Here is a 21,983-nt window from a genome sequence, read left to right on the forward strand (position 1 = left end):
GGCTCGGGGTCCGGCTCAGAGCCCGGCGACGCCTGTGATGCGGTGGAGCGCGAAGCGGTGCACGGCCGCCCTCGTCTCGTCGTACGCCGTCAGGTAGCCGCCCTCCATCCTGGCCGGCTCCAGGATGCGGGAGGTGGCGTTGCCCTGCGAGTCGAGGTAGCCGATCCACACCCGCACGCCCTGCCTGATGGCGTCCTGCAGCGCGCTGATCGTGGCCGTCGCGGGCCCGCGCGGCAGCCGCCCGTCGGGCGCGTCCACCGGCTCGCGCCTGGCCAGGTGCGCCGCGTCGCCCGCCCGCAGCGCGCGCACGGCCGCCGCCGCCACCTCCGGGTCGAGCCCGTTCGCCGTGGACGTGCCGCGCACCGGGGCCGCGCCCTCCGTACGCCTGCTGTCGAGCTGGGAGATGAGCACGTCGCCGTCCAGCGACTCGGCCACGGGGGCGTACCCCATGGCCCGCAGCGAGTCGACCAGCGCGGCGCGCGACGAGCGCGAGGCGAGCACCGTGGGCGCGAGCCTGCGCAGCCGCAGCGTGGCGGCCCTGCGGTCGGCGGTGATCTGGTCGAGCAGCGCGGGGTCGTCGCACCTGACGTACGCGCTGGCCGTGCCCACCCGGATCCTGCCGTGCCGCCTGGCGACGTCGGTGACCAGGTACGACAGCGTCTGCGGCACCGGCGTGGCCGAGTGCCGCGCGAGCACGCCGAGCAGCTCCTCCGCGCCGTGGCCCGCGTCGAGCGCCCGCCTGACCGAGGTCTCGCTGAACCGGTAGACCGTGGCGCCGCCCTTGGACTCGACGTCGGCGCTGAGCGCCATCCACCTGTTGAGCTCGCTGGTCAGCGGGCCGGGTGCGACCGCCGTGAGGTCGGCCTGGAGCAGCACGTGGTCGACGGGCTCCGGCAGCAGCGGGGCCAGCGCGGCGGCGGCGTCGCCGCCCTCCAGCAGCGCCCGCCCGTGCGCCGACATGGCGCCGAGGCCCGTGACGCCGAGCTGCTCGGCCTCCCGCAACGCGAACTCGGTGAGCTGCTCGCGCAGCGGCCCCCTGCGGCGCGGCTGCTCCCACTCCAGCCTGGCCAGCACCGACTCCCGCGACGGGGCGAGCCCCGGGGCGGCCGCCAGCACGCCCAGCGTGGCGGTGCGGACGCCCGGCGCGGAGGCGCGGCGCAGGTCGGCGTGGAGCGCGTTGAGCGGCCTGTCGCGGTCGTCGCGCTCTCCGACGAGGCCGGGCACGCGGTCGGTGTGCAGCCAGGCCGCCGCCAGCGCCACCCAGCGTTCCGCCGTGGACCTGACCCGCCACAGGTCGTAGCCCTGCGTCGGCAGCCACTCGCCGTCGACGCCGCCCCCCGCCGCGACCAGCCCCGCCGCGTGCGCCACCTCGATCACCAGCGCGGCCACCCACTCGGGCACGTCGAGCTCGCCCGCCGCGCGCTTCAGGTCGCGCACCCCGAGCCCGCCGGTGCGCAGCACGCCCGGCGGGTCGACGCTCCACCGCTCGCACAGCTCCTCGACCGCCCTGACGAACGTGAACGCCTGCCCGGCCGCCGTGCGGCCCGCCAGCGCCCGGTCGCGGCCGGCGCCCTCCAGCGGGGGCGGGGTGGCCCGCAGGTCGCGGTGGACCCGGCCGCCGCGCAGGTACAGCCCCACCTCCCGGGGCAGCGTGACGCTCTCCTCGCCCGTGGCCGCCAGCAGCCCCCGGGCCAGCAGCTCCTCGATGGGCGAGCGGGCCGACGCCACCCGGACCTCGCGCCTGGCGTTCGGCACCCGGCCGGTGGGCGGCCCCCAGGCGAGCTGGTCGAGCGCGCCCCTGGCCTCGGCCGAGACCTCCGCGACCAGCGGGCCCGGCTCGGACAGCGCCGCCGCCAGCCGCTCCTTGCCCGGCCCTTCGGTGCCGGGAGCGACGTCGTCGGCCATCTCGTCGAGCTGCTCGGGCGGGTGGTGGCGGAACGCCTCGACCGCCCTCGGCCCGAGGCCCGCCGGGTCGTCGAGCACCTTGCGCACGCCGGGGCCCAGGTCGAGCGCGTCGTCGGGGCCGTACACGAGGGCGAGGTCGCGCAGCCGGTCGAGCGCGGACGACAGCGCGGGCTCGGGCCCGCCCTCCGCCAGCGCCGCGCCGACGAGCGCGCGCAGCTCCTCCTTGGACGCCGGCGTCTCGCGGACGGCCAGCGTCTCGACGACGGCGAGGGTGAAGCGGTCGAGCCGGTCGAGCGCCCTCGCGACCGCCGACGGGCTGGCCGCACGCCCCGCCAGGCCCTCCAGATGCGCGGGCACCGGAGTGATCAGCTCGGGACGCGCGGAGACGAGCGCCCGCAGCTGTGCGTCGGTGCGCCCCCTGATCCACTCCGTGAACTCCATCGATGCCATGGTATGTCGCCCCTGCTCGGGGCCGACCTCACCGGGCCCGCGGGCCCGCGGGCGCGGGGCGGGGGGTCAGCCCACCGGGGCGGGGCTGGGCAGCAGGCCCATGGCCAGGCGTACCCAGGCGGCCACGAACTGGTCCTTCCCGGCGTGCGCCGGCGCCTCGCCCACCGTCTCCTGGAACAGCCGGTAGTGCACCACGGCGCCGCCCAGCACCACGCCGACGCCCGTCCAGTCCACCTCGGCGTCGCGGTACTCCGGCTGCGTGCGGAACCAGGTCGTGATGGCGTCGAACATGGGCTGGAGCAGGCCCTGCCGCACCACGGCGACCAGTTCGGGGAACTGGCTCAGGTCGCGGAAGAAGACCCGGGTCAGCTTCGACTCCTCGCGCACCTTGGCCAGGCCCGCCCGGCACAGGTGCGACAGCCGCTCCTCCAGGTCCACGGACGACTCCATGGTGGCGAGCGTCGCCATGCTCTCGGCCACCTGGCTCTTGGTGCGCGTGGCGTGCTCGTTGATCGCCGCGGCGAGCACCTCGTACTTCGACCTGAAGTGCCGGTAGAGCCCCCCGGCGCCGGGGGAGAGCCCGGAAGCGGCCTCGATCTCGGCCACCGAGGTGGCGGAGTAGCCCCGCTCTGCGAACAGCCGCAGGGCCTCATCGACGATCCGCTCGCGCGTCGATCTGGTCATATCTGCTCTGATACCTCCGTAAGGAGAGTAGTCGTTTCTGATCGCCTGCCCTGCTGGCCCCCGCCCCGCCTCCCGCCGACGCGGCGGCCGGACGCGCGGTGGCCGCGGTGGGCGGTGGGTGGCATGGATCACTCCGCGGGAGCCGGTCTCCGATAAGTAATTCCTTTCTTCCCTCATTACCCCGCGTGCCACAACAAGCCCCGTTACCCGTAAGGAGGATCTTTTTGGCATCCTTCTTCATGTGGGGACTTCAGTAGGTTTCGACCTCGACATGACATTGGCCGACACGCGGTCCGGCATCGCCGCCGCCTACGACGAGCTGTCGGCCCGTCTCGGCGTCCCCATCGACAGCGAAGCCGTCGTCAGCAGGCTCGGCCCGCCGCTGGAGCACGAGCTGGCCAACTGGCTGCCCGCCGAGGACGTGCCGGCCGCCGCCACGCTGTTCAGGATGGTCTATCCCGAGGTCGCGCTGCCCGCGCACACCGCGATGGAGGGCGCGCACGAGGCCATCGCCGCCGTACGCGCGGGCGGCGGCAGGGTGATCGTCGTGACGGGCAAGAACCTGCGCGACGCCACCAGCACCGTCGAACTGCTCGGACTCCAGGTGGACGAGGTCGTCGGGTCGGTCTTCGGCGCCGCCAAGGGCACGGCGCTCGCCAGGTTCGGCGCCGCCGCCTATGTTGGTGACCATGTGGCGGACATCGAGGCCGCCCGCGCGGGTGGCGCCGTGAGCGTCACGGTCGCGACGGGCCCGTACACGGTGGGCGAACTGCGTGATCACGGCGCGGATGTGACGTTGGGCGACCTCACGGAATTCGCCGCCTGGTTCGCCGGATGGCGCTCTCCGGGAGAACTGCGCTAAATGCCGGGGATTTTCCCGGTCGCCCCGGCGCTTCGCGGGGCATAACCTACATCCATTCACCCTTTGACGACTGGTTGAACGAGGTCCTCCTGTGCCGAGTGGCAAGGTCAAGTGGTACGACGCCGACAAGGGTTTCGGCTTCCTCACCCGCGACGACGGCGGTGAGGTCTTCGTGCATTCCTCCGCGCTCCCCGCAGGGGCCGCCCCGCTCAAGCCCGGACAGAAAGTCGAGTTCGGCGTGGCGGAAGGCCGCAGGGGGCAGCAGGCGCTGTCCGTCCGCGTGCTGGACCAGCCGCCGACGCTGGCCAAGAAGCCCAAGGCCAAGCGGAAGAAGCCGGACGAGATGGTGGTCATCGTCGAAGACCTGATCAAGCTGCTCGACGGCGTCTCCACGTCGTACCAGCGCGGCAAGCACCCCGACGCGGCCCACGCCAAGAAGATCGCGCAGGTGCTCAGGGCCGTGGCCGACGACCTCGACGCCTGACCGCGTCCCGCCCGTTCAGCCGTGCGGGTTGGTGAGCGGCTTGGTCCTGTCGATGACCTCGGTACGCTCACCGGCCCGGTCGGCGCCCTCGTGCCCCGCTCCTGAGTCGTCGTCCGCCAGGTGCCGGCCCGCCGCCCGCGCCTCGGCCGCGCGCAGCCGCCCGCGCCTGCTCACGAGCAGCCAGGCGAGCGCCGCGGTCAGCGCGGCGCCCAGCGTGACGAGACCGGCGGTGCTGCTCTCCGTCAGCGACATCGTCAGGCCCACCAGGCCGCCCAGCACCCAGGCGAGCTGCAGCACCGCCTCCACCACGCCGAACGTGGACGAGCGCACCTCCTCGCCGATCTCCCGCTGGACGATCGCGTCGAGCGCCAGCTTGCCCAGCTCCTGGGCGAACGCCGTGACGAGCGAGACGGCCAGCGCCGTCCACACGCCGAACAGGAGCGCCGTCACCACGGCGGTCACGCTCGTCACGCCCAGCATGACGAGGACGATCACCTGCGGACTGTGGTTGCGCGTCCAGTTCGCCACCGCCGCGCCCACCAGGCCGCCCAGCCCGGCCGCCGCGGCGAGCAGCGCGATCGTCCTCGTGACGTCGATCAACGGGTCGGTCCCGGCCAGCCACGGCACCTGCTCGTCCTGGACGAGGAACAGCAGGAAGAACAGCAGGAACCCGGAGAACACCCTGATCGCCAGGTTCGCCCAGACCGCCTCGGCGACGGCGGGCCCCACCTTCAGCAGGGTGCGCCAGCGCGGCGCCGCGCCCTCCTCCTCCAGGTCGGGGGAGTCGATGTGCCGGGGCAGCCGCACCGCGACCACGCCGATGAGCAGGAACGCCACCATCGCCACCCGCAGGGTCGCCGCGCTGCCCAGCCACGCCGTCAGCCCCGCCGCCACCGGGACGGCCAGGCCCGCCGACACCAGCGTGAACAGCGCCACCCGGGCGTTCGCCGAGACCAGTGTGATGTCGGCGGGCAGCACGCTCGGCATGATCGCCGCCCGCGACACGTTGTACGCCTTCGACAGCACCAGCACGCCGAGCGCCCCCACGAACAACGTGGGCAGGTCGCCGGGGCCGACCGCCGCCGCCATCGCGAAGCACAGCAGGCCGCGGCCGAACAGCGTGCCCGCCATGACGTACCTGCGGCCCGACCTGAACCTGTCGAGAATCGGCCCGACGAACGGCGCGAGCAGCGCGAACGGCAGCATCGTGACGACCAGGTACAGCGCGACGGAGCCGCGCGCCTCGCCCACGGGGACGCCGAAGAACACGGTGCTCGCCAGCGCGATGGTCACCAGCGCGTCGCAGGCGCTGTTGGCGGCCGACAGCTCGATCAGCCGGCCGAGCCCCGTGCGGTCGGCGCCGTCGGCGTGCGTCAGGCGCCGGGTGGCCAGCCCGACCTTGCGCGCGCCCCGCGCCGTCGCCAGGCCCGCGCGGGCCGTGCCCGCCGCGGTGGCCTTCGAGGCGCGCACGGCGGCCCTCGTGGCGCGCGCCGTGGACCGCCCCGCGCCGCTCAGCGCGTGGCCCAAACGGCGCGAGATCTGCCGCGCCTGGTCCCAGCCGCCCTCCACGCCTACCAGTCTTACCCGATTCGTCGCCGTTCTCAGCCGGAGATCTCCCGTTGTGGGCCCGCCAGGTCCCCGGCATGGGTGAGAATGAAGTGTGAGCGAACAGCACCTTTCGGCGGAGGCGGCCCGATGAGCCGTACCAGGGCCCGCGTCTCCGCTCCCGACCAGGCCTGTGTCGCCGCGGTCGATCTGGCGCGCGCCGCCGCCGAGGAGCTCGCGCGGCCGGGCGAGCCCGGCGAGCACCTCGGCTACGAGAGCGAAGGCGACCGGATCGTCACCCACTACTTCGCCTGCCTCGACCGCGCCTACCGCGGCTGGCGCTGGGCCGTCACGGTCACCCGCGCGTCCAGGGCGAAGAAGGTCACGGTGAGCGAGGCCGTGCTGCTGCCCGGCACGGGCGCGCTGCTCGCGCCGGAGTGGCTGCCGTGGAGGGAGCGGCTGCGCCCCGGCGACCTCGGCGTGGGCGACCTGCTGCCCACGCCCGACGACGACGACCGGCTGGCGCCGGGTTTCACCGAGACCGACGACGACGTCGATCGTCAGATGATTTTCGAGTACGGCCTGGGCCGAGCCCGTGTGCTCTCGGCCATCGGCAGGGACCGGGCTGCCAGTCGCTGGCACTCCGGCGAGCACGGGCCGAACACTCCGATCGCACACGCCGCTCCCGCGCAGTGCGCCACCTGCGGCTTCTACTGGCCGCTGGCGGGCGGCCTGCGGCAGATGTTCGGGGTGTGCGCTAACGAGTACGCGCCCGACGACGGCAGGGTCGTCGCCGCCGACCACGGCTGCGGCGCCCACTCCGAGGCGGCGGTGCTGCCCCCGCCGGTGGAGCAGGCCATCCCCATCCTCGACGACCTGGGCTTCGACCTGATCGTCGAGGAGACCGCGGCGGCCGGCGACACCGCGCCGGCCGACGACGAAGGCCCCGAGGAGCCCGGTCGATCCTGACCATGACTGTCGGTGGAGACCGCTAGCCTACGGTGGCCCCCAACACTCAGATCAGGATCGTGATAGATGAGCGACACCTTTGGCACCGACCGGATGCGAGCCGCCGTCCTCGCCGCGTGGACGGCCTCGCCCGCCCGCTTCCGTGAAGACGCCAACGCCGAGGAGGACTTCGCGCTCGGTGGTTACCGCGACAGGCTCATCGTCGAGCTCGCCCAGAACGCCGCCGACGCGGCGCTGCGCGCGGGCGTGCCCGGGGTGCTGCGGCTGACCCTCGACGGCGACGTCCTGACCGCCGCCAACACCGGCGCCCCCCTCGACGCGGTCGGTGTCGAGGGCCTGTCCACGCTGCGCGTCTCCGGCAAGCGTGACGAGGCGGGCGCGGCCGGCCGGTTCGGCGTCGGCTTCGCGGCGGTCGTCTCGGTCTGCGACGCCCCCGCCATCGGCTCACGCGGGGCGGGAGCCGTCCGCTGGTCGCGCGAGGAGACGGCCGCCCTGGTCTCCGAGGTCCCGGCGCTCGCGGGCGAGCTCGCCGACCGGTCCGGCCACGTCCCGCTGCTGCGCCTGCCGTTCGACGCGCCGCCGCTCGACGTGCCCGAGGGGTTCGACACCGTCGTACGGCTCCCGCTGCGCGACGCCGCCGCGGTCGCCGCGGTCCGTCAGATGCTCGCCGAGACCAGCCCGGCGCTGCCGCTCGGCATGCCGGCGCTGACCGCCATCGAGATCGAGCTCGACGGCTCCGTGCGCACCGTCGCCGCCGACGGCTGGCACGTCGTGTCCGACCCCGGCGAGTTCACCCCCGAGCAGGTGGCCGAGCTCTTCCACGACCGCCCCACCGAGGAGCGGGCCCGCCCGTTCTGGTCCGTGCGCTGGGCGGTTCCCCTCACCGGCACCGGCGAGCCCGGGCCGCTGCCCGCCGCGGTGCCGCCCGTCGTCCACGCGCCCACGCCCAGCGACGAGCCCGTCGACCTGCCCGCGCTGCTCATCGCCTCGTTCCCGATGGCCACCGACAGGCGGCACGTCGCCAAGGGCCCGCTCACCGACTTCCTCGTCGAGCGGGTGGCCGACGCCTACGTCCGGCTGCTGCGCGAGCTGCCGCGCACGCCGAAGCTGCTCGACCTGGTGCCCTCGCTCATGGGCAAGGGCGAGCTCGACGCCCGCGTCAGGCGCGCCGTCCTCCGGCGGCTGCCCGACACGCCGCTGCTGCCCGCCCTGTCCGCGCCCGCGCCCGCCGTCCAGACCCCGTCGTTCGCCGACGCCGAGGTGTACGAGCCCGACGCCGAGTGGCGGGTCGAGCACCCCGCCCGCGAGCCCGAGGGCGACGGCTGGGTCGTCACCGGCCGCGAGGCGGCCGTGGTGCCCGGCTCCGGCGACATGCTGGCGTTCATCGCCGACATCGTCCCCGGGCTGCTTCCCGCGGGCTGGCCCGCGCGCCACCCCGCCATGGCGGCGCTCGGCGTGCGCAGGGTCGAGCTGGCCGAGGTCGTCGACCTGCTGTCCGGCGAGGTCGTCGAAGGGCGCGAGCCGTCCTGGTGGCGGGCGCTGTACGACGTGCTGCCCGCCGACGATCCCGAGTCGCTCGGCGCCCTGCCCGTGCCCCTCGCCGACGGGCGGCTCGTCCGCGGCCCGCGCGGCACGCTCATCCTGGAGGGCGGCGCGGCGTCGATCGACCTCACGCCCCTCGGGCTGCGCATCGTCCACCCCGACGCGGCCCACCCGGCGCTGCTCAGGCTCGGCGCCGCCACCGCCACGCCGCGCACCATCCTCGAAGACCCCCTCACCAAGGCCGCCGTCTCCCAGTCGCTCGACAGCCCCGACCCCGAGCCCGTGGCCGGCGCCGTGCTGTCCCTCGTCCAGGCGGCCGGGCTCGCGCCAGGCGAGGCGCCCTGGCTGGGCGAGCTGGCGCTGCGCGGCACCGACGGCGAGCTCTACCCGGCGGGCGAGCTCATGCTGGCCGACGGCGCGCTCGCCGGGCTGCTCGAACCCGGCACCCACCTCGGCGTCGCCGCCCGCGAGCTGGAGGAGGCCTACGGCGCCCGCGTGCTGGAGGCCGCCGGCGTCCTCGACGGGTTCGCCGTGGCCCACGACTCCGACGTGCTGCTCGACCGCGACGACTGCGACCACGACCTCGACGGCGAGGACGAGTGGATCGACCACGTCCTCGACCTGCTGCCCGACCTCGACGTGCCGCCCCTGATCGGCGAGTTCACCGCCGTCCGCGACCTGGAGCTGGTGGCCGACTGGCCCGCCGCGCTGCGGCTGCTCACCACCCCGCCGCTGCGGGCCGCGCTCCACCCCCTGCGCGTCGAGGGCGTCGAGGTGCCGTCGTACACCGCGTGGTGGCTGGCCAACCACCCCGTGCTCGACGGGCGCAAGCCCACCGAGCTGCGCCTGCCCGGCGCCGACCCGCTGCTCCACGGCCTGTACGCCGACGCCCCCGCCGGGCTCGACGAGATGGCGCTGGCCATGCTCGGCGTGCGCACCACGCTCGCCGACCTGCTCGCCTCCCACGGCGGCCCCGAGGAGCTGCTCGACCTGATGGCCGACGAGTCCGTCGAGGTCGACAGGGCGCAGCTGCGGGCGCTGTGGGTGGCGCTGGCCGCCGTCGAGCCGTCCAGGGTGGCGCCGCCCGCCCGGGTGCGCGCGGTGCTCGGCGGCGACATCGTCGTCGCGCCCGCCGAGGACGTCGTCGTGGTCGAGGCGCCCGACCTGCTCCAGCTCGTCACCGACCGGCCGCTGGTGCTGGCGCCGTACGACCTGGCCGAGTCGCTGTCCGAGCTGCTCGACCTGCCGCTGGCCGGTGAGGTGGCGGCCGGCGAGGTGACCACGCAGGGCGAGGTGCGCCAGGTGCCGCCCCAGGTGCGTTCGCTGCTGCCCACCGCGCCCGAGACGTACGTGGAGCACGAGAAGCTGCTCGTCGACGGCGCGGCGTGCGCGTGGCGGTTCTTCGAGGGCATGGTGCACTGCACGGGGGTCGACGGCCTGGCCCGGGGGCTCGCGTGGGCCACCGGCCAGTGGAACGACCGCCTCGCCGTCGCCGCCCTCCTGCGCGACCCTGAGTCCGTCCCCCTCCTCCTGGCGGAGGCCGACCTCACCTGACCGGCCGCCACCGCCCCGCTGCCCCGGCACGAACCGTCTTCCAGGTGGAGGGCGGTTCGTGCGGGCGGGTCGACACGGCTAGCTCCATACGGCCTTGGCGAGGATCCCGCCGAGGCCCGGCGTCTTCCAGTGGTCGACGACGATCACCTTCTTGGCCTTCACGTACCAGACGCGCTGGGTGTACGAGGCGACGTTCAGCTCGCTGCCGTCGCAGGACACCTTCCACTCGGTGAACCGGGCCCGCTGCCCGGCGCCGAACACCGCCTTCGAGGTCCTGACGCGCGTGGCCTGCCCGCTGTTGTACTTCTTCACCGGCACGCACTCGGTCACGCCGCTGCTCGGGTGGTACGGCTGGTCAGGCCGGTACGGGCCGCCCTCGGAGGCGTACTTGACCGCCTGGGGGCCGCCCAGCAGGAAGCTCTGGCACTCGGCGGCCTGAGGCGAGCAGACGCCCGTGATGACGCGCAGGTTGACGCCCTCCTTCTTGGCGTGCCACTGGATGGGGACCTGGATGGTGAAGCCCTGGAACGTCACCGGCTTGGTGGCGGCGTGAGCGGGCGAACCGGTCAGGGCGAGGGAGGCACTGAGCGCGACAGAGAGGATCATGGGGCGTGATCCTAGGATCATCACCCTCGGCATCGTCAACATCGCGTGAATGTGCGAAAAGGCACTGTTTCCGGCCAGAACTTTCTGGTTGATCGCGGCATCCAAGATCTCCATGGACGTTCTCGTTGCCGGCGACCCCCAGCGGCTGGGAGAGTACTGGCTCGCGGGCCGGCTGGGCGCCGGCGGGCAGGGCGTGGTCTACGAGGGCTACGCCGAGGACGGCGCCCGCGTGGCCATCAAGGTCCTGCACGGCGACCAGGCGGCGCAGCTGGCCAAGGAGGCCGCGGCGGCGCAACGGGTCTCCTCGTTCTGCACGGCACGGGTGATCGAGGCGCACCTGGAGGGGCCCAGGCCGTACCTGGTCAGCGAGTACGTGCCCGGCCCCAGCCTGCGCAGCGCGGTCGCGGACGGGCGCAGGTTCCACGGCGGCGACCTGCACCGGCTGGCGACCGCCGTGGCCACCGCGCTGACCGCGATCCACGAGGCCGGCGTGGTGCACCGCGACCTCAAACCCGACAACGTGCTGCTCGGCCCTGACGGGCCGCGGGTCATCGACTTCGGCATCGCGAGGACCGCCGAGATGTCGCTGACCGCGACGGGACTGGTGACGGGCACCCCCACGTACATGGCGCCCGAGGTGTTCAGCGGGCATCGGGCGGGCGCGCCCGCCGACGTGTTCGCCTGGGGCGGCATCATGCTGTTCGCGGCCACCGGGGCCGACCCGTTCCAGGCGGAGAGCCTGGGCGGGGTGATGCACCGGGTCCTTGCGTCCAGCCCTGACCTCGACGTGCTGCCCGAGCCCCTGCGTTCGCTGGTCGGCGCGGCGCTCATGAAGGACCCGCGCGAGCGCCCGTCCGCGCGGCAGCTCCTGCTCGCGCTGGTCAGCGGTGACGGCAGGATCGACACCAGGGGGCTGCTCGCCCGGGGGGACTCGGCTGCCGCCCAGATGGCCGGGGCCGACGACGACCCGGCGCTCGGCACGCTGGCGGAGGATTCGTACGAGCTGCTCGGCCCGGCGGAGCGCGAGCTCGTGCCGGAGGTGTTCCTGCGGCTGGTCGCGGTGGGCGAGCGCGACGAGCTGACCCCCCGGCACGCCCACCTGTCCGAGCTGGTGGAGGGAAGGCCGCCGGCGGAGAGGGCAGCGATCACCAGGATCCTGGAGGTGTTCGCGTACCTGCTGGGCAGGGACGGCGAGGAGATCCGGCTGGCCCATCCCGCGCTGCCGCTGGCCTGGCCGCGCCTGCGCCGCTGGATCGACGCCGACCGCGACGGGCTGGCCGTGCACGGGCGGATCCTGACCGCCGCCAAGCGGTGGGCGGCGGGCGGGCGCAAGGACGGCGACCTGTTCCAGGCCGCCACGCTGGAGCACGCGCTGCAGTGGGCGGCCGCCTCGCGCCGGCACATCACGCTCTCCCCGGCCGAGCGCGACTTCCTGGAGTCGTCGGCGCGGCTGACCAGGCGCAGGGCCAGGCGAACCAGGCTGGTGTCGCTGAGCCTGGCGGGCCTGCTGGTCGTCGCGCTGGCCGCGGGCGGGCTGGCCGTGCGCCAGGGCGCGATCGCCGACTCCCGGGCCGAGTTGCTGGCGGCGCGGCTGAACATGTCGGAGTCGATCCGCCTGGCCGCGCTCGCCGGCACGATCAGGCGGACGGATCCGCGCCTCGGCATGCTGCTCAGCGTGGCGGCCTGGCGGCTGAAGGCCACCCCGCAGGCCAGGGCGGCGCTGAACGCCTCGCTGGCCCAGCGCGAGCGGGCCATGTTCCGCGACCCGTACGGATCGGACCTGGCGGACCTGAGTGACGACGGGCGCACGCTGGTGAGCGCCGGTGACGGCCAGGTGCGGCTGTGGGACGTCAGAACGGGCAGACGGACGGCGTCGGTGCCCGTCAAGCTGGACGGCGGCCGGCTGACGGAGATCGCACTGTCGCCCTCGGGCCGCACGCTCGTCGGCGCGAACGCCACGCACGCCGGAGCCTGGGACACCCGTACGGGGAAGGTCGTCGCCTCTTCGGCGTACCGTCGCATCGCCTACAAGGAGACGGGATGGATCGCGGCCGTCAGGAAGAACGAGGGTGCCGAGGTGCTCATCAGCTCCGGGGGACGTGTGGTCGCGGCGACGCCGCAGGGCAGGACCGGCGTGGTCAGCCCCGACCGCACCTGGCACGCCGTGGACCGCGACGAGGGACTGACGGTGACCAACGTCAAGGAGGGCTGGTCGGAGGTGGTCGGCAAGGGCACCTACAACCGAGGTGAAGCGATCTTCAGCGGGAACGGCCGGCTGCTGGCGACGCTGTCGCGGCAGGACGTCCAGTTCTGGGAGATGGCCGACTTCCAGCTGCTCACCAAGGTCAAGGTCCTGGGCGACGGCGAACTGGGGGTGACGCCGGTCGGAGCCTTCGACGGTTCGACGTTCCGGTATCTCCTGGGCGACCAGGTCTTCTCGGTGGACGTCGGCGACCTGATGGCGCCGCGGGAGGAGCGCGATCCCGTGGACGCGGCGGCGTTCAGCAAGGACGGCCGGTACCTGGTGGTCACCGGCACCGAGGGCTCGGCCACGGTCCACCCGGTCGCCGCGGCCGGGGCCACGCCCATGGGGAAGGCCATCGCCACGATCCCGGCCCCCGATCCCCCCGGCGCCTTCGACATCAGCGGTGACGGCCGACTGGCGGCCGTGGCGGGTGGCAGGGTCACGGTCACCGACCTGGCCACGGGGAAGGACCTGGGCTCCTTCGCCGCAGGTGGAGGCCTCCTGCCGTTCTTCAGCCCCGACGGCACGCGGCTCGCGCTGAAGCGGGGTTCCAGCGTCGAGCTGTGGGACTGGCGCTCGGGCCGCAGGCTGTGGCAGGTGGCGGCCCGGCCCTCGGAGGTGGCCTTCACCCCGGACGGCCGGCGCATGGCCGTCGTCGGACGGGACCTGCGGCTCCTGGACGCGGCCACCGGCGGGGGGCTGGGCGGGCCCTTCGGGGACCAGGGCGCCGACGCCGAAGGCGGCATGGTGTGGTTCACCCACTCGGGCAGGGAGTTGATCACGCTCGACGGGCGGGGGCGCGTCACCCGCTGGGACATCGGGAGCAGGACTGTCGTCGGCGTCCCGGCGCGCGAGATCTCCGGGGGGAGCGGCGCGTACTCGCCCGTCGAGGACCTCATCGTGCTGACGCAGGAGAGGGGCAGGGTGCTGCTGTTCGACCCGGTGTCCGGCGGCGGGCTGGGCCGCTCCGCCGACACCGGCGGCGGCCTCGACCCCGTGAACGGCGAACTGCTGTCGGTGGCCTTCACACCCGACGGGGCGGAGGTGCTCACCGTGGACAGGAACGCCACGATCAGACGGTTCCCGGTGGCCGCGCCGGCGGTGGTCGCGGCGGTGTGCGCCAAGGCCGGATCGTCGCTGACGGCCCAGGAGTGGGCCGGTTTCGTCCCGGCGCTCCCGTACCGGGAGATCTGCCCGTCCGCGCCTGCCGCCACGTCCCCTTGATCGAACGAGCCAGTCTGCTCGATCAAGGGGACGTGGCGACCCGCACACCGGGCCCATCAGGCGGCCCTGGGCCGTGGCTCAGCTGACCGCGCTCGATCGTCCGGGTGGATCCGTTGCCGCGTCCCGCAGGGGAGGCTCTACTGTGGCGCGGTGACATCTCAGGTGATTGTGCTTAATGGCGGGTCGAGTGCGGGAAAGTCCGAACTCGCCCGGAAGCTACAGGCCGTCCTGCCGCAGCCATGGCTCACCTTCGGGGTCGACTCGCTCATCGAGGCGATGCCCCCGTCCATGCAGACCTCCGACGACGGCATCGAGTTCGCCCCGGACGGCGGGGTGAGCGTCGGGGCGGAGTTCCGGGCGCTGGAGGCGGCGTGGATGGAGGGGATCGCCGCGATGGCCCGCGCGGGGGCGCGGATCGTCATCGACGACGTCTTCCTCGGCGGAGCGGCCTCCCAGCAGCGGTGGCGGAGCGCCCTCGCCGGGCTGGACGTCCTGTGGGTCGCGGTCAGGTGTGACGCGGCGGTCGCCGCGCGACGCGAGGCGGCGCGGGCCGACCGCGTACGGGGGATGGCCGCGGCGCAGGCGGAACTGGTGCACCGAGGGGTCGTCTACGACCTGGAGGTGGACACCACGCGGGCCGAGCCGGCGGCGTGCGCGCAGACCATCGCCGACCACCTGCGAAGGCCCGGGGAGCCGGGGAGGCCCACCCGCGCATGACGGCCTCCTGCTCGGACGGCCGCCTTCCACCGCCGGGTACGGCGAGGAGGCGGCGGCCCTCGCGGAGCGGTACGAGAGCGTGACGTTCGCGGAGGTTCACCGGGCGGTCCTGCATCTGTTCCCCACGCGGCCGAGCTCGGTGCTGGACCTCGGCGCGGGCCGGGCTTGAGGATGGTGGCGCCGATGGGCCTCTGCCGCGATCTCGTCGACCCGCGCCTCGCCGCGGACGACGTAGGTCAGGACGAGCCCGCTGAAGCCGCCGCCTTCCTCGCTGGTTCCCACCAGGTCGGCCAGGCCGTCGCGGCCGTGGAAGCCGACGGGCGAGGCTCCGTCCGACTGCCTCCTGGGTGTATCAGGACGGAATCCGGCGGGAACGGGCTGGTCAGCGGCGGGCGGGGCGGTTGACGAACCAGAGGCCGAAGAGGCCGAAGGCGATGCCGGTGACGCAGGTCCAGATCCACCACTGGTGTTCGGGGGCCGGTCGGAGGATCAGCAGGAGCACCAGGGCGATCGCCCAGGCGGCGGTGCCGATCGCGATGGCGGCGGTGTCGTTGGTCTTGATCGGCTCCGGGTCGGGGTGCCACTGCTGCTTCACGGGTCCACCCTAGCTTCCAATCGGGTCTCGATCCGATTACCGGCATTTGCGCAGATCAAGGACTACTGCCACAGTTCGCCGCGTGAGTGACACTCCTAATGCAATAGACAGATTCTTCGCAATCTCTGCACGAGGTTCGACCGTCGCGCGTGAGGTACGGGGCGGGTTCGCGACGTTCTTCACGATGGCGTACATCGTCGTGCTGAACCCCCTGATCATCGCCACCGCCCAGGACAGCGACCTGCAGTACATCGGCGACGGGTCCGCGCCGAACATCCCCCTGGTCGCGGCGGGCACGGCGCTGGTCGCGGGTGTCCTGACCATCCTCATGGGAGTGATCGGCAAGGTGCCGTTCGCGATGGCGGCGGGGCTCGGGTTGAACGCCTTCGTCGCCTTCAACATCGCTCCCAAGATGAGCTGGGAGGAGGCGATGGGCCTGGTCTTCGTGGAAGGCGTGATCATCGCCGTCCTCGTGCTGACCGGGTTCAGGGTGGCGGTGTTCAACGCCATCCCCTCCCAGTTGAAGACCGCGATCAGCGTGGGCATCGGCTTGTTCATCGCACTGATCGGCTTCGCGGACGCCGGCTTCGTCCGCAAGGGCGCGGGCACCCCGCTGGAGTTGGGCATCGGCGGCAACCTGACGTCCTGGCCGATCCTCGTGTTCGTGGTGGGCCTGCTGCTGACGGCGGCGCTGGTGGCGAGGAAGGCGAAGGCGGCGATCCTCATCGGCATCGTCGTCACGACCGTGCTCGCCGTGATCGTCGAGGCCCTGATCAGGCCAGGTCAGGGCGGGCCGGAGAACCCCAGCGGCTGGATGATGAACCAGCCGTCCATGCCGGACCAGATCTTCGCCATCGAGAACCCGTTCCGGCTGTTCAAGGAGTTCGACCCGATCGGGGCGTTCACGCACGGCTCGGTGCTGCTCGTGCTGCTGTTCGTGTTCACGCTGCTCATCACGGACTTCTTCGACACGATGGGCACGGTGGTGGGCGTCGGCCGCCAGGCGGGCCTGGTGGACGAGACCGGCGCCCTGCCGCGCACCAAGCAGATCCTCCTGGTCGACTCGATCGGCGCGGCGGCGGGCGGCGCCGGTTCCGTGTCGTCGAACACCACCTACATCGAGTCGGCGGCGGGCGTCGGGGAGGGCGCGCGGACGGGTCTGGCCAGCGTGGTCACCGGTCTGCTCTTCCTGGTCGCGATCGTGTTCACGCCGCTCGTGAAGGTGGTGCCGTACGAGGCGGCGGCGCCCGCGCTGGTCGTGGTGGGCTTCCTCATGATGACGTCGGTGCGTGACATCGACTTCAGCGACTACGAGGCGGCGATCCCCGCGTTCCTCACCATCGTGGTCATGCCGTTCACGTACTCGGTCTCCAACGGCATCGGCGCCGGTTTCATCAGCTACGTGCTCATCAAGGTGGTGCGCGGCCGGGCCAAGGACGTGCACCCGCTGCTGTGGCTGGTGTCGCTGCTGTTCGTCGTGTACTTCGCGCTCGGCCCGATCAAGATCGTCTTCGGGCTCTGAGCTCCCCCGTCCGAGGCCGTTCCGCACCCCGGCGGGACGGCCTCGCGCGTACGGAAACCCCGTGCGGTTGGGAAATACCGCGCCGTCCCTTATAGTTAGCAAAGGTAATGACTCATGCTAACCAACACTCAGCCCAAGATGGATCTGCGCTCCGACGCAGGCCTGGCTTCAGCCCTGCGCGTGTCGCTGGCGCGGCTGACCAGGCGACTACGACGACAGGCGGCGGCGCACTCGCTGACGCCCACCCAGTTCGCGACGCTCGCCGCGGTGGAGCGGCATGCCGGGATAACCCCAGGCGAGCTGGCCGAGCTCGAGAAGGTGCAACCGCCCTCGATGACGCGCGTGATCGCCGCGCTGGAGGAACGCGGTCTGGTCGCCCGCACCCCGCACCCGACCGACAGGCGGCAGGTGACCGTGACCGTGACCGAGGCCGCCCAGAAGTTGCTGAAGGAGGAGCGACGCCGCAAGGAGGCGTGGCTGACGCAGCGGCTGAAGGAGCTCTCACCCGAGGAACGGTCGATACTCCGGCAGGCGGCTCCGATCTTGGAGAAGCTCAGCAGGATATAGAGCCGGAGCAACCCAGGACCGGAATGTTCCGGTCGCTCCGTATCCGCAACTACCGCATGTTCGCCGCCGGCGGGGCGGTCTCGAACGTCGGCACCTGGTTGCAGCGCACCGCCCAGGACTGGCTGGTGCTCGACCTGACCCACGGCAGCGCGGGGGCGCTCGGCACGGCCACCGCGCTGCAGTTCCTGCCGATGCTGCTGTTCGGGATGTTCGGCGGCGTGCTCGCCGACCGCTACCCCAAGCGGCCCATCCTCGTCACGGCGCAGTCGCTGATGGCCCTGCTGGCGCTGACGATCGGCCTGCTCACGATGACCGGCCAGGCGCAGGTCTGGCACGTGTACGTCATGGCGTTCCTGCTCGGCGTCATCTCGTGCGTCGAGGTGCCGACCCGGCAGGCGTTCGTCGTCGAGATGGTCGGCCGCCGCGACCTGCCGAACGCCATCGCGCTGAACAGCTCGATCTTCAACCTCGCCCGCGTGGTCGGCCCGGCCCTGGCCGGTGTGCTGATCTACGTGCTGGGCGGCACGGGCCCCCTCTTCCTCATCAACGCGCTCACCTTCGGCGCCGTGATCTCCAGCCTGGTGTGCATGCGCGCGTCGGAGCTCAACCTGTCGGAGCCGGTGCCCAGGGCGAAGGGCCAGCTCCGCGAGGGCCTGCGGTACGTGCTCAGCCGCGAGGAACTGCTGATGCCGGTGCTGCTGATCGCGTTCGTGTCGATGTTCTCGCAGTCGTTCTCGATGTCGATCGCGCTCATGGCCCGGCAGGTGTTCGGCGCGGGGGCGTCGTCGTTCGGGCTGGCGTCCAGCATGTTCGCCGTCGGCGCGCTCGGCGGGGCGCTGCTGGCCGCGCGGCGGGCCAGGCTGACGCGTAAGGTGCTGTTCGCCGGGGCGATCGGGTTCGGGCTCTTCCAGATCGCGACGGGGCTGGCGCCGTTCTACCCGGTGTACCTGCTGCTGCTCGTCCCCACGGGCATCGCGCTGATCACGATCAACACGGCGGCGAACGCCAGCGTGCAGCTGGCCACGTCCCCCGACATGCGCGGCCGGGTCATGGGCATCTACATGCTGGTCTTCACCGGCGGCGCGCCCATCGGAGCCCCGCTGATCGGCTGGCTGTCCGACCTCGGCGGTCCGCGGGCCGGCGTGGTGCTGTCGGGCGCGCTCGTGCTGGTCGGCACGGGGCTCGCGGTGCTCGTGACCAGGGTGATCAGCGCCCGCGTCCACCGCGCCGTCCCGGCGATGGCCTGAGACGCCGCGCCCCGGGCGGGGCACAATGAGATGACATGAGGCTCTTCGCGGCCCTGGTGCCGCCCGACGAGGTGCTGGACGAGATCGAACGCGCGATCGCGCCGCACGTCGGGCAGGTGCCGGGGCTGCGCTGGCCCGACCGGTCCACCTGGCACATCACGCTCGGCTTCTTCGGTGAGGTGCCAGAAGGGGTGCTGCCGGAGCTGGAGACCAGGCTGGCCAGGGCCGTCCGCCGCCACACCGCGCTCGACCTCGCCTTCAGCGGGTTCGGCGCGTTCTCGTCGCTGCGACGGGCCAAGGTCTTCTGGGCCGGCGTCGCCGGCGACACCATCACGCCCCTCGCCGGCTCCGTACGGGCCGGGGCGCGCCGCGCCGGCGCCGACCAGACCGACGAGAAGCGCTTCCACCCGCACCTGACGCTGGCCCGCGCCAAGACGGAGACCGACCTCCGCCCGCTGGCCGAGTCGCTGTCGGGCTTCAGCGGCTCGCCCTGGCGGGCGGAGACGGTACGGCTCGTGCGCAGCCACCCGGGGCCCCGGGTGAGGTACGAGTCACTGGCCGAATGGGCGCTCGCACCCGCCGAGCGGGGTTAGGCTCCAGGTCGTGGACCGTCCTCGCTCTTGGCTCCTGCCCGTGGTGCTCGGCCTGCTGCTGCTCATCGTCGTGGTGGGCGCGCTGGTCAGCTGACCGTCGGCCGGTTCACCCGCGCGCTGGCCGGTTGGCCGTCGGCCGGTTCACCCGCGCGCCGGCCGGTTGGCCGACGGCCGGTTCACCAGGCGTAGTCCTCCGGCGCGGTGCGGTGCCCGGGGAAGATCTCGTCGAGAGTGGCGAGCGCCTGCTCGTCGAGGTCGATCTCCAGGGTGCGCATGCTGCCTTCGAGCTGCTCGACCGTACGCGGGCCGATGATCGGCGCGGTGACGGCGGGCCGCCTGAGCAGCCAGGCCAGGGCCACGTAGGCGGGGTCCTCGCCCAGTTCGTCGCAGAACTTCTCGTACCGCTCGATCTTGTCGCGGTGCTTCTCCAGCTCCTTGACCATGTGGTCGGCGGCGGAGCGGCCCTTGTCCATCTTGCGCAGCACGCCGCCGAGCAGGCCGCCGGCGAGCGGGCTCCACGGGATGACGCCGAGGCCGTAGTCCTCGCAGGCGGGCAGCACCTCCAGCTCCACCGCGCGGGTGAGCAGGTTGTAGTGGCTCTGCTCGCTGACCAGGCCGAACGTGCCCCGGCGCGCGGCGGTCTCCTGCGCCTTGGCGATGTGCCAGCCGGCGAAGTTCGACGAGCCGACGTAGAGGATCTTGCCCTGCGCGCGCAGGACCTCCATCGCCTCCCAGAACTCGTCGAACGGGGTGTTCCTGTCGATGTGGTGCGCCTGGTAGATGTCGATGTAGTCGGTCTGCAGGCGCTTGAGCGACGCGTCGCAGGCGCGCCGGATGTTCAGCGCCGACAGCTTGTCCTCGTTCGGCCAGTCGCCCATGGAGCCGTACAGCTTGGTCGCGACGACGGTCTTCTCCCGGCGGCCGCCGCCCTGGGCGAACCAGCGGCCGAGGATCTGCTCGGTGACGCCTTCGCCCTTCTTCCAGCCGTAGACGTTCGCCGTGTCGAAGAAGTTGATGCCCAGCTCGTGAGCCCTGTCCATGATCGCGAAGGAGTCTTCCTCCGAGGTCACCGGACCGAAGTTCATGGTGCCGAGGCAGAGCGGGCTCACCTGGAGCCCGCTGCGTCCGAGGTTGACGTAGTCCATGACTCAACCCTAAGGACCTGGAGCGCACTCCAGGCCAGACGGTGGCTTCATGATCTCCGCCGCCCTCCTGCGCGCCGCGGTCCCCTTCTTCCTCACATGCGCGATGGAGGGGAGAGGGGGCCGCCGGTGGGGCATGATGGCGGAGTGGGGGATGTGCTGCTTCGTGTGATGGGCGGGCTGGCGCTGGGGTGCGCGCTGCCCGCGGCGCCCGCGCTGGCCGACGAGGGCCCGCAGAAGGTGTTCACGTTCAAGGATCCGCGCATCACCGAGTCCAGCGGGCTCGCGCCGTCGCCGACGCGTGACGGCGTCTACTACACCCACAACGACAGCTCGGCCGCGCCCGTCTTCTACGCGGTCGGCTCCGACGGCCGGACGAAGGCGACGTTCCGCCTGCGCGGGGCCGAGGCGCGCGACTGGGAGGCCATGGCGGCCGTGAAGGACCCTGCCACGGGACGCGGCGTGCTGTGGTTCGCCGACATCGGCGACAACCAGGACTCCTGGCCCGACGTCTCGGTGTACCGGGTGGACGAGCCGGAGACGCTGCGCGACGCCACCCTGACGGCCACGCGCTACCGGCTGCGCTACGCCGACGGCCCGCGCAACGCGGAGGGCATCATGGTGCACCCCGGCACCGGCCGCCTGTACGTGGTGTCGAAGCAGTTCGCGGGGTCGGTGTACGCGGCGCCGAAGAAGCTGCGCGCGGACCGCACGAACGTGCTGCGCCGCGTGGCCGCCGCGCCCATCATGGCCACCGACGCCGCCTACGCCCCCGACGGGTCGTCGTACGTGGTGCGGACGTACATCTCGGCCACGCTGTACCGGCCGTCCGGCGAGATGATCGCCAGGGTGTCGATGCCGGAGTTGAAGCAGGCGGAGTCGATCGCGTACACGCGGGACGGCCGCTACCTGCTGACCGGTTCTGAAGGCGCGAACAGCCCGGTCTACCGGGTGCCGATCCCGGCGCGCGACCGCCAGGCGAAGGCGGTGCGCACCGTGACGGCGACGCCGTCCACGCGGCCGGTCGCGAAGCAGACGCCCAGGGAGGGGCTGTCGGGCAGGGACGTGCTGGTCTGGCTGGCCGCGGCGGCGGGCGCGACCGGCATGATCACCTTTCTCGCGCGCCGCACCCGCTGAGCCGGGCCCGCTCACATCCGCATGGTGAACATGTCGCCGCGCAGCGCCCGTTCCACCACGGCGATGGCGCGGGAGAGCCGCACCAGGCGCGGCCCCTCCTGCCGGTAGGCGTCGAGCACGGCCTCGACGGCGTGCGGCGGCAGGTGGCCCTTGAGCTCGACCGCGGCGCCCCGGTAGCCGGCGCGGGCGGCCTCCACGGCCGACTGGACGTGCTGGCGGGCCATCCTGGCCAGCGCGACGGGATGCCGCCGCAGCACCTCGTAGGCGCGGTAGTCGGGCGGCACGGCGTCGAGCAGCCAGGCCACGGCGGACGTCTCCCAGTCGGGGACGCTCGGCGGGCGGACCTCGGCGGGCCACTCCGGCGGGACGTACATGCCTCCCATCGTACTCATG

At 73.0% G+C, this 21,983-nt stretch carries 18 protein-coding genes; 11 read left to right on the forward strand and 7 right to left on the reverse strand.

Features of this window, described 5'->3' with window-relative positions; all coding sequences use genetic code 11:
* Positions 1-15: 15 nt before the first annotated feature.
* Positions 16-2,346, reverse strand: coding sequence for a helicase C-terminal domain-containing protein (locus tag BMX74_RS00315; protein ID WP_091097417.1), 2,331 nt, complete (start codon positions 2,344-2,346; stop codon positions 16-18).
* 75 nt (positions 2,347-2,421) lie between these two features.
* Complete coding sequence (locus BMX74_RS00320; RefSeq protein WP_055507683.1) at positions 2,422-3,039, reverse strand: TetR/AcrR family transcriptional regulator; 618 nt, start codon at positions 3,037-3,039, stop codon at positions 2,422-2,424.
* Between the two features lie 241 nt (positions 3,040-3,280).
* On the opposite strand from BMX74_RS00320, the gene BMX74_RS00325 reads away from it, so the two are divergent.
* Together BMX74_RS00325 and BMX74_RS00330 are read left to right on the forward strand one after the other, a co-directional pair.
* Complete coding sequence (locus BMX74_RS00325; protein ID WP_055507685.1) at positions 3,281-3,901, forward strand: HAD family hydrolase; 621 nt, start codon at positions 3,281-3,283, stop codon at positions 3,899-3,901.
* Positions 3,902-3,992: 91 nt separating this feature from the next.
* Positions 3,993-4,385 carry a cold-shock protein gene (locus BMX74_RS00330; RefSeq protein ID WP_055507687.1) on the forward strand — a complete coding sequence of 131 codons (393 nt, stop codon included), beginning with the start codon at positions 3,993-3,995 and terminating at the stop codon, positions 4,383-4,385.
* Between the two features lie 15 nt (positions 4,386-4,400).
* On the opposite strand, the gene BMX74_RS00335 is transcribed toward BMX74_RS00330, so the two are convergent.
* The gene (locus BMX74_RS00335; RefSeq protein WP_091097420.1) at positions 4,401-5,954 is read right to left on the reverse strand and encodes an MFS transporter; all 1,554 of its coding nucleotides are present in this window, start codon (positions 5,952-5,954) and stop codon (positions 4,401-4,403) included.
* Positions 5,955-6,080: 126 nt separating this feature from the next.
* Between BMX74_RS00335 and BMX74_RS00340 the strand changes: the two genes are divergently transcribed.
* The gene (locus BMX74_RS00340) at positions 6,081-6,899 is read left to right on the forward strand and encodes a DUF3027 domain-containing protein (protein ID WP_055507689.1); all 819 of its coding nucleotides are present in this window, start codon (positions 6,081-6,083) and stop codon (positions 6,897-6,899) included.
* A 66-nt stretch (positions 6,900-6,965) separates the two neighbouring features.
* Positions 6,966-9,995 (forward strand): sacsin N-terminal ATP-binding-like domain-containing protein, encoded by a 3,030-nt coding sequence (locus BMX74_RS00345; protein WP_091097421.1) that lies wholly within the window; start codon positions 6,966-6,968, stop codon positions 9,993-9,995.
* Positions 9,996-10,073: 78 nt separating this feature from the next.
* On the opposite strand, the gene BMX74_RS00350 is transcribed toward BMX74_RS00345, so the two are convergent.
* Complete coding sequence (locus BMX74_RS00350; protein ID WP_091097424.1) at positions 10,074-10,601, reverse strand: hypothetical protein; 528 nt, start codon at positions 10,599-10,601, stop codon at positions 10,074-10,076.
* Positions 10,602-10,713: 112 nt separating this feature from the next.
* Here BMX74_RS00350 and BMX74_RS00355 point away from each other — a divergent pair, with 112 nt between their 5' ends.
* Positions 10,714-14,070 (forward strand): serine/threonine-protein kinase, encoded by a 3,357-nt coding sequence (locus tag BMX74_RS00355; RefSeq protein WP_177227130.1) that lies wholly within the window; start codon positions 10,714-10,716, stop codon positions 14,068-14,070.
* Positions 14,071-14,232: 162 nt separating this feature from the next.
* Positions 14,233-14,787 carry a chloramphenicol phosphotransferase CPT gene (cpt, locus tag BMX74_RS00360; RefSeq protein ID WP_091097429.1) on the forward strand — a complete coding sequence of 185 codons (555 nt, stop codon included), beginning with the start codon at positions 14,233-14,235 and terminating at the stop codon, positions 14,785-14,787.
* Positions 14,788-15,169: 382 nt separating this feature from the next.
* Here the strand turns inward: cpt and BMX74_RS00375 are convergent, their stop codons facing one another.
* On the reverse strand, positions 15,170-15,382 hold the full coding sequence (locus BMX74_RS00375) for a DUF2530 domain-containing protein (RefSeq protein ID WP_055507700.1): 213 nt from the start codon (positions 15,380-15,382) through the stop codon (positions 15,170-15,172).
* 82 nt (positions 15,383-15,464) lie between these two features.
* On the opposite strand from BMX74_RS00375, the gene BMX74_RS00380 reads away from it, so the two are divergent.
* From BMX74_RS00380 to thpR, 4 genes are all read left to right on the forward strand, one after another.
* On the forward strand, positions 15,465-16,904 hold the full coding sequence (locus BMX74_RS00380; protein ID WP_305728603.1) for an NCS2 family permease: 1,440 nt from the start codon (positions 15,465-15,467) through the stop codon (positions 16,902-16,904).
* 114 nt (positions 16,905-17,018) lie between these two features.
* Complete coding sequence (locus BMX74_RS00385) at positions 17,019-17,471, forward strand: MarR family winged helix-turn-helix transcriptional regulator (RefSeq protein ID WP_055507704.1); 453 nt, start codon at positions 17,019-17,021, stop codon at positions 17,469-17,471.
* A 23-nt stretch (positions 17,472-17,494) separates the two neighbouring features.
* Entirely contained in the window at positions 17,495-18,718 is a 1,224-nt protein-coding gene (locus BMX74_RS00390) for an MFS transporter (protein WP_055507706.1), read from the forward strand.
* Between the two features lie 35 nt (positions 18,719-18,753).
* A complete protein-coding gene (gene thpR / locus BMX74_RS00395) occupies positions 18,754-19,311 on the forward strand; it encodes an RNA 2',3'-cyclic phosphodiesterase (RefSeq protein WP_055507707.1) in 558 nt (185 codons plus the stop codon).
* A 176-nt stretch (positions 19,312-19,487) separates the two neighbouring features.
* Here thpR and BMX74_RS00400 read toward each other — a convergent pair whose 3' ends face one another.
* A complete protein-coding gene (locus tag BMX74_RS00400) occupies positions 19,488-20,456 on the reverse strand; it encodes an aldo/keto reductase (RefSeq protein ID WP_091097433.1) in 969 nt (322 codons plus the stop codon).
* 153 nt (positions 20,457-20,609) lie between these two features.
* Between BMX74_RS00400 and BMX74_RS00405 the strand changes: the two genes are divergently transcribed.
* Complete coding sequence (locus BMX74_RS00405; protein WP_256256708.1) at positions 20,610-21,590, forward strand: hypothetical protein; 981 nt, start codon at positions 20,610-20,612, stop codon at positions 21,588-21,590.
* 11 nt (positions 21,591-21,601) lie between these two features.
* On the opposite strand, the gene BMX74_RS00410 is transcribed toward BMX74_RS00405, so the two are convergent.
* Positions 21,602-21,973 (reverse strand): hypothetical protein, encoded by a 372-nt coding sequence (locus BMX74_RS00410; RefSeq protein WP_055507713.1) that lies wholly within the window; start codon positions 21,971-21,973, stop codon positions 21,602-21,604.
* Positions 21,974-21,983 lie beyond the last annotated feature (10 nt).

It is taken from the genome of Nonomuraea pusilla (assembly GCF_900109355.1).
Classification (GTDB): domain Bacteria; phylum Actinomycetota; class Actinomycetes; order Streptosporangiales; family Streptosporangiaceae; genus Nonomuraea; species Nonomuraea pusilla.

Coding starts and splice junctions, on each gene's coding strand:
- BMX74_RS00385 (WP_055507704.1), top strand. CDS start 17,019: ATGCTAACCAACACTCAGCCCAAGATGGATCTGCGCTCCGACGCAGGC.
- BMX74_RS00355 (WP_177227130.1), top strand. CDS start 10,714: ATGGACGTTCTCGTTGCCGGCGACCCCCAGCGGCTGGGAGAGTACTGG.
- thpR (WP_055507707.1), top strand. CDS start 18,754: ATGAGGCTCTTCGCGGCCCTGGTGCCGCCCGACGAGGTGCTGGACGAG.
- BMX74_RS00390 (WP_055507706.1), top strand. CDS start 17,495: ATGTTCCGGTCGCTCCGTATCCGCAACTACCGCATGTTCGCCGCCGGC.
- BMX74_RS00410 (WP_055507713.1), bottom strand. CDS start 21,973: ATGGGAGGCATGTACGTCCCGCCGGAGTGGCCCGCCGAGGTCCGCCCG.
- BMX74_RS00400 (WP_091097433.1), bottom strand. CDS start 20,456: ATGGACTACGTCAACCTCGGACGCAGCGGGCTCCAGGTGAGCCCGCTC.
- BMX74_RS00350 (WP_091097424.1), bottom strand. CDS start 10,601: ATGATCCTCTCTGTCGCGCTCAGTGCCTCCCTCGCCCTGACCGGTTCG.
- BMX74_RS00315 (WP_091097417.1), bottom strand. CDS start 2,346: ATGGAGTTCACGGAGTGGATCAGGGGGCGCACCGACGCACAGCTGCGG.
- BMX74_RS00320 (WP_055507683.1), bottom strand. CDS start 3,039: ATGACCAGATCGACGCGCGAGCGGATCGTCGATGAGGCCCTGCGGCTG.
- BMX74_RS00340 (WP_055507689.1), top strand. CDS start 6,081: ATGAGCCGTACCAGGGCCCGCGTCTCCGCTCCCGACCAGGCCTGTGTC.
- BMX74_RS00345 (WP_091097421.1), top strand. CDS start 6,966: ATGAGCGACACCTTTGGCACCGACCGGATGCGAGCCGCCGTCCTCGCC.